Source organism: Massilibacteroides vaginae (assembly GCF_900178525.1).
GTDB lineage: Bacteria > Bacteroidota > Bacteroidia > Bacteroidales > Tannerellaceae > Massilibacteroides > Massilibacteroides vaginae.
The window spans coordinates 218,963-233,408 of sequence record NZ_FXDJ01000007.1 but is presented as its reverse complement, the minus strand read 5'-3'; the positions used below and the strand labels follow the sequence as shown (position 1 = coordinate 233,408).

The 14,446-nt window shown below is 40.2% G+C and carries 11 protein-coding genes; 9 read left to right on the top strand and 2 right to left on the bottom strand.

All coding sequences use genetic code 11. The features are described from left to right. The first annotated feature begins 18 nt into the window (after positions 1-18). The 6 genes from B9Y81_RS03950 to B9Y81_RS03925 all read left to right on the top strand — a co-directional run bounded on the left by B9Y81_RS03950 (position 19) and on the right by B9Y81_RS03925 (position 7,312). A complete protein-coding gene (locus B9Y81_RS03950; RefSeq protein WP_394335427.1) occupies positions 19-2,121 on the top strand; it encodes a tetratricopeptide repeat protein in 2,103 nt (700 codons plus the stop codon). Positions 2,122-2,202: 81 nt separating this feature from the next. Further along, positions 2,203-4,158, top strand: coding sequence for a threonine--tRNA ligase (gene thrS / locus B9Y81_RS03945; protein WP_085535700.1), 1,956 nt, complete (start codon positions 2,203-2,205; stop codon positions 4,156-4,158). Positions 4,159-4,186: 28 nt separating this feature from the next. Continuing rightward, positions 4,187-4,798, top strand: coding sequence for a translation initiation factor IF-3 (gene infC, locus B9Y81_RS03940; RefSeq protein WP_085535699.1), 612 nt, complete (start codon positions 4,187-4,189; stop codon positions 4,796-4,798). 55 nt (positions 4,799-4,853) lie between these two features. Then, positions 4,854-5,051 (top strand): 50S ribosomal protein L35, encoded by a 198-nt coding sequence (gene rpmI / locus B9Y81_RS03935; RefSeq protein ID WP_085535698.1) that lies wholly within the window; start codon positions 4,854-4,856, stop codon positions 5,049-5,051. 96 nt (positions 5,052-5,147) lie between these two features. Next, a complete protein-coding gene (gene rplT / locus B9Y81_RS03930) occupies positions 5,148-5,492 on the top strand; it encodes a 50S ribosomal protein L20 (protein WP_085535697.1) in 345 nt (114 codons plus the stop codon). Positions 5,493-5,662: 170 nt separating this feature from the next. Continuing rightward, positions 5,663-7,312, top strand: a complete 1,650-nt coding sequence (locus tag B9Y81_RS03925; RefSeq protein ID WP_085535336.1) for an IS1182 family transposase — start codon at positions 5,663-5,665, stop codon at positions 7,310-7,312. A 59-nt stretch (positions 7,313-7,371) separates the two neighbouring features. Here B9Y81_RS03925 and B9Y81_RS03920 read toward each other — a convergent pair whose 3' ends face one another. After that, positions 7,372-7,854: a ferritin gene (locus tag B9Y81_RS03920; protein ID WP_085535696.1), complete on the bottom strand. Its 483-nt coding sequence runs from the start codon at positions 7,852-7,854 to the stop codon at positions 7,372-7,374. 463 nt (positions 7,855-8,317) lie between these two features. On the opposite strand from B9Y81_RS03920, the gene hypD reads away from it, so the two are divergent. Then, entirely contained in the window at positions 8,318-10,678 is a 2,361-nt protein-coding gene (gene hypD, locus B9Y81_RS03915) for a trans-4-hydroxy-L-proline dehydratase (protein ID WP_245832405.1), read from the top strand. Between the two features lie 9 nt (positions 10,679-10,687). Beyond that, complete coding sequence (locus tag B9Y81_RS03910) at positions 10,688-11,596, top strand: glycyl-radical enzyme activating protein (protein WP_085535694.1); 909 nt, start codon at positions 10,688-10,690, stop codon at positions 11,594-11,596. 8 nt (positions 11,597-11,604) lie between these two features. On the opposite strand, the gene B9Y81_RS03905 is transcribed toward B9Y81_RS03910, so the two are convergent. Then, positions 11,605-12,051, bottom strand: a complete 447-nt coding sequence (locus B9Y81_RS03905) for a NanQ anomerase/TabA/YiaL family protein (RefSeq protein ID WP_085535693.1) — start codon at positions 12,049-12,051, stop codon at positions 11,605-11,607. 181 nt (positions 12,052-12,232) lie between these two features. Between B9Y81_RS03905 and B9Y81_RS03900 the strand changes: the two genes are divergently transcribed. Next, a complete protein-coding gene (locus B9Y81_RS03900) occupies positions 12,233-14,446 on the top strand; it encodes a heavy metal translocating P-type ATPase (protein ID WP_085535995.1) in 2,214 nt (737 codons plus the stop codon).

Sequence of the window (14,446 nt, the reverse complement as noted above, 5' to 3'; positions counted from 1 at the left end):
CTTTCAAGAATTAGACAGATGATGAGAAAGGCATTATATTCAATTTTACTATTGACATTTTCACTTTTGACTTTTGCGCAGATCAATACGGATAGGGTACTTACAATAGGACGTAATGCCTTATACTTTGAGGATTATATACTATCTATCCAGTATTTTAATCAGGTAATTAAAGCAAAGCCATGGATGGCGGAACCTTACTTTTACCGTGCGGTAGCCAAAGTGAACTTAGACGATTATAAGGGGGCCGAGGAAGACTGTTCTTTATGTCTTCAGCGGAACCCCTTTTTAGTACAGGCATACTACGCCCGTGGTATTGCCCGCCAAAGCCAGGAAAATTATCAGGAAGCAATAGAAGACTACACAAAAGGACTTGAGTTTAAGCCCGGAGATCGGCAGATGATGGTTAATATGGCTGTTGCCTACATCCAGAAGAAGGATTATGACGGGGCGGAGAAGGTGTTTGATACGCTGATGGAAGCTCACCCTAAATACGCGATGAACTACATGACGCGAGGAGCTATGTATCTTGAAAAAGGAGATACGATCCGGGCACTTGAGGATTATAATAAGTCCATAGAAATGGATCCTTATTATGCGGCTTCCTACGGAAACAGGGCGTTGATTTACTATCAAATGAATAAATTGGATGAGGCATTCGCCGATCTGAACGAAGCGATTAAATTGAATACCCGTGAAAGCGGATATTATATAAACAGAGGACTTGTACGTTATCAGAAGAATGATCTGCGTGGTGCTATGGCCGATTATGACCAGGTGGTATCAATGGATAGTCAAAACCTGATTGCCCGTTTTAACAGAGGGTTACTCCGTGCTCAGGTAGGTGATAACAACCACGCGGTAGAAGACTTTGATGTGGTGATTGAACTGGAGCCGGATAACTATATTGCTTACTATAACCGCGCTTTGTTGAGATTGGAAACGGGTGATAATGTCGGTGCAGTTCGTGACTTAGATGTCGTGATAAGGCAATATCCGAATTTTATTGCAGGTTATTACAGCAGGGCCGAAGCCAAACGTAAAATACGCGACTTTGCCGGAGCCGACAGAGATGTGTGGACGGCTTATCAAAAAGAACAAGGAACTGATGTTTCTTCTTCCGGAACGACAACAACCGCGTCGGCCTCTACCTCGACAAATAAAAAAGAGGAAGACAAAACCCGGGAGAAGTCGGATAAGAATATAAACAAATTTAACCGCCTTGTCGTATACGATAAAGAGGAGGAACGTAAGAGTAAATACCAAAGCGAAGTGCGAGGACGTGTTCAGGATAAGAATGTTCGTGTAGATATTGAACCTCAGTTTGTGCTTACTTTCTATGAAAAACCGGATCAGGTGAAATCACTCGTCTATTACGATAAAATGGTTGAAGCTTATAATGGGAAAAAGTTATTAAACATGTTGCTGAGGCTGACAAACCAGGAGGCTGCTCTTAACGAATATCAGGTAGCGCAACATTTTGCTTCGATAGATAACTATTCCGCGAAGATAGACGCAAACCCATCTGATGCGAACTTGTATTTCGGTAGGGCTTTGGACTATATGCTTGTTCAGGACTTTGCCGAAGCAATTAAAGACTTTGATAAAGTGGTGTCGCTTGATGCGTCTTTTGTAATGGCTTATTTTAACCGGGCAATTGTTCGATATAAACAGTTGGAATATGATCTTTCTCATACTTCAGACCAGAATGATCTGGCTATGCTTGACAAGCAGCTGAACGTAAACGCCTTGTCTAATGCGCAAGCCTCTTCGACTATCAGCCAGCATGCCCAGACAGGTTTTAAAGACAGTAAGCGGGCTTATGAGCACGAAATGATCGTTCGGGATTATGACATGGTGATCAAGTTAAACCCCGACTTTGTTTATGCCTATTTTAACAGAGGAAATCTTCGTTGTTCGCAAAAAGACTTCCGGGCAGCAATTCTGGATTATAACGAGGCCATTAAACGTGAACCCGAATTTGCCGAGGCTTATTTTAATCGCGGGTTAGCGAGGTTGTCGTTAGGAGATACAAACAGAGGTATCGCTGATTTGAGTAAAGCCGGCGAATTAGGTATTATTAATGCGTACAATATTATTAAACGAATGACAAGCAATTGATTTTTTACAGCTTAAAAGTCTTTATTTTGTAAAAGAATAGTAAATTTGTACCTTGAATTTAAGAATTTTAGCTAACAAGATATGATTAAGATAACATTTCCGGATAATTCCGTAAGAGAATATGCTGCTGGAACTACATCTTTGCAAATTGCAGAGAGTATCAGTTCTCGTTTAGCGCAGGATGTTTTGGCTGCAAGTGTGAATGGTGAAATTTGGGATTTAACCCGTCCGATCACACAAGATGCCACGGTAAAATTATTTAAGTGGGATGACGAAGAAGGGAAACATGCTTTCTGGCACTCAAGCGCGCACTTGATGGCTGAGGCCTTGCAAATACTTTATCCCGGTGTAAAATTTGGAATAGGTCCTGCTATTGAAAATGGTTTCTATTATGACGTAGATCCCGGAGAAGGGGTGACCATTAAAGAAGGAGATTTTCCTGCAATCGAGGCTAAAATGTTAGAGCTGGTTGCGAAAAAGGAGGAGATCCGCCGGAATGAAATATCCAAAACAGATGCCCTCAGCATGTTTGGCGACAGGGGAGAAGTATATAAAACCGAATTAATCAGTGAACTTGAAGATGGTAAGATCACTACTTACACGCAAGGAGAATTTACTGATCTATGTCGTGGTCCTCACTTGCCTAATACATCTTATCTGAAAGCTGTTAAGGTGTTGAGCGTGGCCGGAGCATACTGGCGTGGAGATGAAAAAAGAAAACAGTTGGTTCGTCTTTACGGTATTACTTTCCCTAAAAAGAAAATGCTGGACGAGTATCTGGTGTTGTTGGAAGAGGCGAAGAAAAGAGATCACCGCAAAATCGGGAAAGAACTGGAATTGTTTACTTTTTCAACATCCGTTGGTGCAGGTCTGCCTTTGTGGCTGCCTCGTGGTACACAGCTAAGACTTAAACTGGAAGATTTTCTGAAAAGAATCCAGAAGAAATATGGCTATCAACAAGTCATTACTCCGCATATCGGTTCAAAACAATTATACGTGACTTCCGGTCACTATGCTAAATACGGAAAGGATTCTTTCCAACCAATTCATACGCCACAAGAAGGTGAGGAGTTTTTGCTTAAGCCGATGAACTGCCCCCACCATTGTGAGATATATAAAGCGTTTCCGCGTTCTTATAAAGATCTGCCGGTTCGTTTTGCCGAGTTTGGTACTGTTTACCGCTATGAGCAGAGTGGCGAATTGCATGGGCTTACCCGGGTACGTGGCTTTACTCAGGATGACGCGCATTTATTCTGTCGCCCGGATCAATTAAAGAATGAGTTCCTTAAAGTAATGGATATTATATTTATTATATTCAAGGCACTTGATTTTGAAAATTTTGAAGCGCAGATTTCATTGCGTGATCCGGAAAACAAAGAAAAATATATCGGTTCGGACGATAATTGGGATAAGGCTGAACGGGCTATCGTTGAAGCTTGCCAGGAAAAAGGTTTGAAAGCCCGAATTGAATTAGGTGAAGCGGCATTCTACGGTCCGAAGTTGGACTTTATGGTGAAAGACGCGCTTGGTAGAAGATGGCAATTGGGAACAATACAGGTAGACTATAATCTGCCGGAACGTTTCGAGCTGGAATATACCGGAGAAGACAATAAAAAACACCGTCCTGTAATGATTCATAGAGCACCATTCGGATCAATGGAGCGTTTTGTTGCAGTACTAATAGAACATACGGGAGGTAAATTCCCGTTGTGGCTGACCCCTGACCAAGTTTGTATTCTGCCTGTCAGTGAAAAGTTCAATGACTACGCTTGGGAGGTTGCCAAAACATTAGAAAACCAGGATATTCGTGTGCTTGTAGATGACCGAAATGAAAAAGTAGGACGAAAAATACGCGACAATGAACTGAAAAGAATCCCTTATATGTTGATTGTAGGAGAAAAAGAAGCCGAAAAAGGTGAGGTCTCAGTAAGAAAACAGGGCGAAGGTGATAAAGGTTCGATGGAAATTACTACCTTTGCAACTCTTTTGTGCGAAGAAGTAGAAAGTATGATGAATCGTTGGCAAATTACAAATTAAATTAAATAGAGGAGATAAAGCTTTTTGAATGAAGAATGACAGCTTAAAAGATCAGTACAGAATAAACGAACGGATAAAAGTTCGGGAAGTCCGCTTGGTTGGAGACAATGTAGAAAATGGAGTTTTTCCAATTTCTCAAGCATTAAGAATAGCCGAAGACTTAGACTTGGATTTAGTTGAGATTTCACCTAATGCTGCCCCCCCTGTTTGTAAAGTAACCGATTATCAGAAATTTGTTTACCAACAGAGGAAAAGACAGAAAGAGCAAAAAGCCAAATCTGTTAAGGTAATTGTTAAAGAAATTCGTTTCGGACCGCAGACCGATGACCATGATTATAATTTTAAATTAAAGCATGCGAAAGGTTTTCTGGAAGAAGGAGCGAAAGTTAAAGCTTATGTGTTCTTTAAAGGACGTTCTATTTTATTCAAAGAACAGGGTGAGGTGTTGTTATTGCGCTTTGCCAATGATTTGGAAGATTACGGAAAGGTAGAACAATTGCCTGTGTTGGAAGGGAAAAGGATGATTATAATGTTATCTCCTAAAAAAGCTCCTGCTGCTGCGCCAAAACCCGTAAAGAAGATTGTTGCTTCTCCTTCTCCTGAAAAAAAAGTTGAAGAGCAAAATATAACTAAAGAATAAAATTAACCTGAGAGGGTTAATATATATATGTATAATAATTAAATATAATTGGAAAATGCCTAAGATGAAGACTAATTCCGGTGCCAAAAAGAGGTTTGCCCTTACCGGAACAGGTAAAATCAAAAGAAAACATGCTTATAAAAGTCATATCTTGACTAAAAAGACTAAGAAGCAAAAGAGAAACCTTACGCATACAGGTTTGGTTCACTCTACAGATGTGAATAACGTTAAACTGTTACTTGCTTTAAAGTAATTTTATTAGTTGTTTTTTTAGATTTTTATTAACCGAATGTTTTAGCAATAAAGTTCATCGAAAGATGGCGCTAACGTTCAAAAACAGATTAGTATTATGCCTAGATCAGTAAATCATGTTGCTTCAAGAGCAAAAAGAAAACGGATTTTAAAACTTACCCGTGGTTACTATGGTGCACGTAAAAATGTGTGGACTGTAGCAAAGAATACTTGGGAAAAAGGTTTAACGTATGCTTTCCGTGACCGTCGTAATAAGAAACGTACTTTCCGTGCATTGTGGATTCAACGTATTAACGCTGCTGCACGTTTGGAAGGATTGTCTTATTCTCGTTTGATGGGAGCTTTACATGCTGCAGGTATTGAAATTAACCGTAAGGTTCTTGCCGACTTAGCAGTGAATCATCCGGAAGCTTTCAAAGCAATTGTAGAGAAAGTAAAGTAAGCTTATCTTAAGAAGAAAATAGTATGTCCAGATTTGTCTTATTGACAGGTCTGGATATTTTTTGTTGTTGGGTAAAATAAAAGAGGGTGTCCAAAAAGTTTTGGACATCCTTTTTTTATTGCTCTTTTTTTATTATATTTAAGTCATAAAACAAAGACAATCATTGCTTTATGGCCAAAATATCATGGAAACCCTACAATCAGGGGCAAGGTGTTCTTTTTCCGGTAAGTATAGACAGTAAGATACCTGAAGATCACCCCGTTCGTTTAGTCAATCATATTGTTGACGAGCTTGACTTATCCGACATTGATTTTGGATATAAAGGAGGAGGCAATAGTAGTTACCACCCCCGGATGTTGCTAAAGATTCTTTTTTACGCCTATCTGAACAATGTCTATTCCTGTCGAAAAATAGCCGCTCAATTAGAACAAAACATTTATTACATCTGGCTCTCTGGCGATCAACAGCCTAATTTCAGGACAATAAACAACTTCCGTTCGCTTCGTCTAAAGCAGAGTATCCATAAGCTATTTGTTCAGATCGTCTTCATTCTGGTAGATATGGGCTACATCAGTTTGAAAGAACTCTATGTAGATGGCACTAAGTTGGAGAGCCGTGCTAACCGATACACTTTTGTATGGCGCAAAAGCGTTGAAAGAAATAAGGCTAAGCTGGAATCTAAAATACATGGTATTCTCTCTCAGATAGAAGACGGTATTACTCAAGACAATGCTCCCGATGATGAGCCTCCTACCCCCATCAACAGTCGGGAATTGAAAGAAAGGATACAGCAGATAAACCGGGAGAACCGTAGTAAAGAAGAACTTAAACAAATCAAAACGCTGGAAGATAAACATTTGCCAAAACTTCAGGAGTACGAAGAAAAGTTGGATACTCTGGGGGAGCGTAATAGCTTTGGCAAAACCGATACGGATTCAACTTTTATGCGCATGAAAGAGGACCATATGAGAAACGGACAGTTAAAGCCCGCGTATAATCTTCAAATAGGTACAGAAAACCAATTTATAACACACTATGATCTCTTTCCTAATCCAACAGACACATTGACTCTTATCCCTTTTATGAATGGATTTGAAAGCAACTACAAGATACGTCCTGAACAGCTTTGTGCCGACTCGGGTTATGGAAGTGAAGAGAATTATACTTACCTGGAAAAGAAAGAAATCGAGGCTTATGTAAAATACAATTATTTTCACAAAGAAGAGAAACGTTCCTTTAAAAACAATGCATTTCTACAGGACAACCTCTATTACAATAAGGAGAAAGACTATTTCATCTGTCCGATGGGGCAACAAATGAAAAAGATTTATACGACAAATCGTAAAACTCAAAGTGGCTTTGTTTCAGAGATAAGTGTTTACAAAGCCAGCCGTTGTCAAGGTTGTCCGCTCAGGAGTTTATGCCATAAGTCAGAAAACGACAGACAAATACAGGTTAATCATAAGCTAAGGGAGTATAAACGGAAAGCCCGTGAAAGGCTTACCTCGGAAGAAGGTCTACGAATGCGAAAGCGACGCCCCATAGAACCCGAAGCTGTTTTCGGTCAAATCAAATACAATAAAGCTTACAATCGGTTCCGCCATCAATCAAAAGAGAAAGTGGCAATGGATTTTGCTGTCTTTGCTATAGCCTTTAACCTGCTCAAACTATATCGAAAGCAGAAAAAGGCAGTTTTTGCTCAAAAAAGAACGGTAAAAAACAAGAATGTAGAACTTTTTAGAGTCTATCAACACCACGAAGAGAGAAAAACTCAGATTATAAATCTGACAAAGCTAAATCAACAAAAGAACGCAGCATAAAAAGATAAAAGAGAGTGCCCTTGTGGGACACCCTCTTTTTAATGGATACATAGAATTTATTATCTTTTTCCTAATTCCATATCAAAAAAGGCAATGTTCTTTTCGCCTAATAATTTGAGTCTGTCAACTATTTTTTGAGCTGTCTCTTCTTCTTCAACTTGCTCACGAACGAATCCCCAAAGGAAATCTTGTGTAGCTTTGTCTTTTTCACCTGCAGCGACATCAACTAATTTGTCGATAAACTCAGATACGCGAACTTCATGCTCGTAAACGTGTTCGAATACTTCAAGCACTGATCCCCAGCCTGTAGGAACTACGTTGATTTGTCCTACTTCCGGATTTCCACCACGCTTGATGCACCAGTCAATCATCTGGTAAGCATGTCCTAATTCTTCCTGAGATTGTTTTTTCATCCAATGGGCGCACCCTGAAAGCCCTTTTTTGTCAAAGTATATTGACATGGATAAATAAAGATTTGAAGACCAGATTTCTTCATTGATTTGCTGGTTCAGGGCATCAGATAATTTCTTACTTAAATTCATAATTCTATTAATTTAAAAAATCGCTATAATCTATATACTAAACAATTTGAATAGCAATTTGTTCTTTCAAATGTACAGAAAAAGATTGATATAATATCAATTGATTTACCGTGTTATTTAACGTGCATTTTTAACTTTCATAAATTTGTTATTTTTGGAATAATTTCTACATTTGTGATAGTATTTGTTCACGTATCGTTGACATTATGATTAATAAGTCTTACAGACGACTATACAATTGTTTGATGTTTTATAATTAGACAATTCTTTCCCTCCGGTTTTTTTCGTAAACCGGTCTTTTCTTCATTTGTGTTTTAATTTAGAGATTTAGCTTGATTTTGTAGTCTTGTTTTAATGATATTCTTACGCATTAATACTTTTCTGTATGAAAGATACTGTTGCACAGCGTGCACCTCAGCGTGCATCAAATTTTGAACCCACGAAAGAAGCCAATCAGTGTGGGATGAATGACCGGATTAAACGGTTACGTAAACTGTCTTTTGAGGCAGAACCTTCTTTGTCAATTGAGCGCGCCTTGATAGAAACCCAGTTTTACAAGGAGAACTACGGGAAATATCCTATCCCGGTTCTTCGGGCAATGAATTTCTTAGAAATATGTAAACATAAAACCATTTATATTGGTGCTGATGAGCTTATTGTAGGCGAAAGAGGACCTAAACCTAAATCTGTACCTACGTTTCCTGAGCTTACCTGCCACAGTGTGGAAGACTTGCACGTCCTTAATACAAGAGACTTGCAGCGTTATGCTATATCACAGGAAGATATTGATACGTATGAAAAAGAAGTGATCCCGTATTGGAAAGGGCGTACGCAACGGGAGCGTATTTTTGGACATGTACCGCAGGAATGGCGTTTGTTATATGAAGCCGGACTATTTACGGAGTTTATGGAGCAGCGTGCGCCGGGTCATACGGCTTTGGACGGGAAGATTTATAAAACAGGCTTGCTTGATCTGAAAAAGCGTATTGCCGGAGAGTTGGAAAAACTCGACTTTATGAATGATGTAGAAGCGACAGACAAGCAAGAGGAGTTGATGGCTATGTCTATTTCGTGTGATGCGGCTATTCTTTTGGCCGAACGCCATGCGGATATGGCGGAAGAAATGGCATCGACGGAAAAAGATCTGAAACGTGCCGCCGAATTACGTAAAATTGCTGAAGTGTGTCGTTGGGTTCCGGCGCATGCTCCCCGTAATTTTTGGGAAGCTATCCAGATGTATTGGTTTGTTCATTTGGGAACAATTACCGAATTGAATGGTTGGGACGCTATGAATCCCGGACACTTTGATCAGCATTTGCAATCTTTCTTCGAAAAGGGTGTAGCTGATGGCGAGTTGACCCGTGATGACGCAAAAGAATTACTGTCTTGTTTTTGGGTTAAAGTAAATAACCATACCGCACCTCCTAAAGTAGGTATTACCGCAAAAGAGAGTGGAACATACAATGACTTCACAAATATCAATATCGGCGGAGTGAGAGCTGATGGTTCTGATGGGGTAAGTGAAGTGTCGTATATCATGCTTGAGATTATAGAGGAATTGCATATTCTTCAACCGGGCAGCTCTATTCATATAAGTTCACGTACACCGGATAAATTTCTTCGTGCCGGATGTAAGGTTATTCGTCAGGGTCATGGTTATCCTTCTGTATTTAACCCGGATGTGTATATTCAGGAAATGTTGCGTCAGGGGAAATCTCTTCAGGATGCACGTGAAGGAGGATGTAGCGGTTGTATTGAAGTCGGTGCCTTTGGAAAAGAGGCTTATTTGCTGACTGGTTACCTGAATGTTCCTAAAATTCTGGAAGTAACCTTGAATAATGGTTATGATCCGGTTACAGGAAAGTTGGTAAGCATCCAGACGGGTGATCCGCGCGCATTCAAAAGCTTTGAAGAGGTTTATCAGGCTTTCCTAACGCAGTTACGTTACGTGGTTAATCAAAAGATGAAAGTAAGCAACTACATCGATCGCATGTTTGCGAAGTATGCTCCGGCTACGTTTCTTTCTTTGTTTATCGATGATTGTATTGCCCGTGGTAAAGATTATTATAATTGTGGTCCGCGCTACAATACAACTTATATACAATGTACAGGACTGGGAACAACGACAGATAGCCTTTCTGTGTTGAGAACACATGTGTTTGAAAAGAAGACGTTCTCTATGGAAACAATTCTGGATGCTGTGAAACGTAACTTTGAAGGAGAGGAAAAATTACGTCAGTTTGTTCTGAATAAAACACCATTCTTTGGTAATGATATAAAGGAAACTGATGAATTGGCTGTTCGCATTTATGATGATTTGGTCGATACCATAGATGGTAAACCAAACACGAAGGGTGAAACATTCCGTCTGAATATGCTATCTACTACCTGTCATGTTTATTTTGGAAAGGTGATGGGGGCTACTCCGAACGGACGTTTAGCCGGAAGATCCATTTCCGACGGAACTTCACCGTCTCACGGTGCTGATACACATGGACCGTCTGCCGTTATTAAATCATTGAGTAAGCTGGATCAAATAAAAAGCGGGGGAACATTGTTGAACCTTCGTTTCTTGCCGAGTCTGCTTAAGCGTGAAGAAGATATTTCCAAATTGGCTCATTTGATTCGTTCTTATTTCGCCTTGGGAGGTCATCATGTTCAGTTTAACATTGTTGATACGGCCACGCTTTATGCTGCTCAAGAATGTCCGGAAGATTATAAAGACTTGCTTGTGCGTATGGCCGGTTACAGCGATTACTTCAACGATATGAACGCTGATTTGCAGAATGAGGTGATTTCAAGAACTGAAAATGATTCTTTCTAATAAGATAAAATGAGTCTTGTTTTTGATATTAAACGCTACGCCATAAATGACGGGCCGGGCATCCGGATCACTATTTTTATGAAAGGATGCCCGCTGTCCTGTGTCTGGTGTCATAATCCGGAAGGAATTAGCGTTCGCAAAGAAAAACTATACACTAAGAAAAAATGTATTGGTTGTCAGAGTTGTGTAGAGGCCTGTCCGGAGAATGCGCTGAAACTGACGCCGGATGGCATTGTTTGCGATGAAAATCTCTGTAAACTTTGTGGAAAATGTGTAGAGGTTTGCCCTACAAAAGCACTGGAGATGTCCGGAACGGAGTATACTGTAGATTATCTGATGGGGGAGATATTAAAAGAAACAGCCTTTATGGATCAGTCTTCAGGCGGGGTTACTTTTTGTGGAGGCGAACCGCTTATGCATCCCGAGATGTTGTTAGAATTACTTCAACGATGTGGAGAAGAAGGTATTCACCGTGTGGTAGATACAACACTCTACGCAAAACCGGAAACGGTTAATAAAGTAATGGCAAATAGTGAGCTATTTTTGGTAGATCTGAAACACATGGATTCTGAGAAACATCGCTATTATTGCGGAATCCCCAATGAACGTATATTATCAAATCTGAAAATGATCTCCGAAGCGGGGGCTGACTTCTTTATCCGCATCCCTCTGATTGTAGGAGTGAATGCGGATGAAGAAAATATCAGACGTTCGGCGGAGTTCTTATCCTCAATATCCTGGCAACGAAAGATTGTAAATCTTCTTCCTTACCATGATATCGGAAAGAACAAACATGAAAAACTAAGAACAATCTATAACCGGGGGAATATAACTATGACGCCACCTTCAGAAGAAGTGCAGCAGCAAACAATCGCCCTGTTTAAAGAATACGGTATTGAAGCTGTTATTGGAGGTTAGCGTCGTGTTTATATCGCGACTTTAACCACTACTTTGCGAATCAATCCTTCACCGATGCCCGGAGCATGCCCGTCTTCAGGGAAATAAACAACAAACTCTCCCGGATATATTTTTGTATAAGCTGTAGGACGATCTATGAAAAAAGTGATGTCTTTTTCCGAACTATAAGGTTTAGATACTTCCTGTAGATCACAACCGGCTTTCCAGCCAATTTTTTCCACACCTAATAATGGAACTTGTATGTCGATATAGTTTTTGTGAGTTTCAATAGGAGCATCTGCTTTTTCTTTTCCCTTTATGCTTGCGATACTTAGATATAATTTGTCTCCATCCAATTCGATTTTTCCGTCTTCGAGAGTAGAGAAGTCTGTGTTTTTCAGGTAATCAAACGCTTGTTTAAACTTAGGATGAAGCTTTTCAATGGCAGATGAATTCTTTAATGAGTCGTGTATCATGATACTTTTTGTTTGAGTTTGAAATATAATGACAAATGTCGCACTTATTGTTGTTAAATTATCGGCTTTTTCATGAATAAATCTATAAAAATAAAGTAGAAAATAAAACTATTTTGTGTACAATTGTAACTCTTTCACGGTCTGTTTTGTTGTATCTATAATTAGAGATGAAAGGATGGTAATGAATAAAGAAATGACCAAAACAGTTCCTGTTCTGGAAATGAGTTGTGCCGTGTGTGCCGGAAATGTGGAACATGCGGTGCTAGAATTAAAAGGGATTAAAAAAGCGGCAGTTAATTTTGCTACCAATACGCTAACTGTTACTTATGATAAGACAATTATCGAATTGTCTGAAATACAAAAAGCAGTACAGGCAGCCGGTTACGATCTGGTAGTTGAAAAAGAGGATTCTTCGGAACTTCAGGAAGAACTGGCCCAAAAAAAGTATAACAGATTATTAAGGAACACGATTGGAGCCTGGAGCCTTGCGATTCCTTTAGCAATATGGGGCATGTTCTTCATGCACGCACCCTATGCTAATTGGATAATGATGATATTGGCAACGGCTATTATGTTCCTGTTTGGGCGGGATTTCTATGTCAATGGATTTAAGCATGCCCGCAAAGGAAGTGCTAATATGGACACGCTGGTTTCACTTAGTACGTTAATCGCATTTATCTTCAGTTTATTTAATACGTTTTATCCACAATTCTGGTATTCCCGTGGATTGGAACCTCATGTCTATTTTGAGGCTTCCGGAGTTATTATTGCTTTTGTACTTTTAGGAAAATTATTGGAGGAAAGAGCCAAGCGGAATACTACTTCTGCCATTAAGGGATTGATGGGGTTACAGCCAAAAACAGCCTATCGTTTATCACCGGAAGGCGAGGAACAAGAAGTACTAATTTCTCAATTACTGACCGGCGATCTGATTCGTGTGCATCCGGGAGAGAGGATTCCGGTAGATGGTGTACTTACGGAAGGTAATTCATCGGTTGATGAGAGTATGCTGAGTGGAGAGGTTATTCCTGTAACAAAACAAGCTGGTAGTAAGGCGATGGCCGGAACAATTAATCAACAAGGATCGTTTGTGATGGAGGCCACCGGAGTAGGCGAGACAACCTTGTTGGCACAAATCGTTCGGATGGTGCAAGAGGCACAAGGAAGTAAAGCACCTGTACAACGGATTGTAGATAAAATAAGCAGTGTTTTTGTGCCTGTTGTAATGATTATATCGGTATTGACTTTTATTATCTGGTTGTTGATAGGAGGGGAGCCCTACTTCTCGCACGCGCTTATGTCGGCGGTTTCCGTTTTGGTAATTGCGTGTCCTTGTGCGTTGGGACTGGCTACTCCTACAGCTTTGATGGTTGGAATGGGGAAGGCGGCAAACCGCCATATCCTGATTAAAGACGCATACGCGTTGGAGAATATGTGCAAGGTGGATACGGTTGTTTTGGACAAGACTGGTACCCTAACCGAAGGAAGACCGTCAGTGGTAGACTCATACTGGTTTTCCGAATCCAAGAAACTCTATCTTGATGTGTTATATACAGCAGAAAAGAAATCTGAACATCCGTTAGCTTTAGCTATTCTGGAGTGGTTAGACGAATCCGGCGCATCAAGTATTGATGCCGATGAATTTGAAAGCTGCACAGGCAGAGGAATCAAAATGAAAGTAGGAGGATCCGTGTATTGGGTTGGAAACAGAGCTTTTAAAGATAGTTTTCAGGTTAGGCTTTCGGATGAAGCTAAGGTGGTTGTGAAAGATTGGCAGAAGAAGGCAAACACGATTATCTATTATGGCTGTGATTCTAATTTGTTGGCGATGATCGCTATTGCGGATAGTCTGAAAGCGTCATCTCCTACCGCTGTGAAGATGCTTATAAAAAGAGGAATAGAAGTACATTTGCTAACGGGAGATCGTGAAGAGGTGGCTGCTGCAATGGCAAAGAGAGCCGGGATTAAGCATTACCAGGCAGAGGTGTTACCTTCCGGAAAAGAAGATTATATAAAAGGACTGCAAGCGAAAGGGCGTGTTGTAGCAATGGTAGGTGACGGCATAAATGATTCGCAGGCACTTGCCCGTGCAGATGTAAGTATCGCTATGGGAAAAGGTACGGATATTGCCATGGATGTAGCCATGGTAACACTGATTACTTCAGATCTGGTATTGTTGCCGGAAGCCGTTCGTTTGTCCAAGCAGACTGTACGACATATCCGGCAGAACTTATTCTGGGCTTTTATCTTCAATATGATTGGAATACCATTGGCCGCAGGTGCGCTTTATCCTGTGAATGGCATGCTTTTAGATCCGATGATTGCAAGTGCTGCAATGGCATTCAGTTCTGTGTCGGTTGTGTTGAATAGTTTAAGATTAAAATATACGAATTAA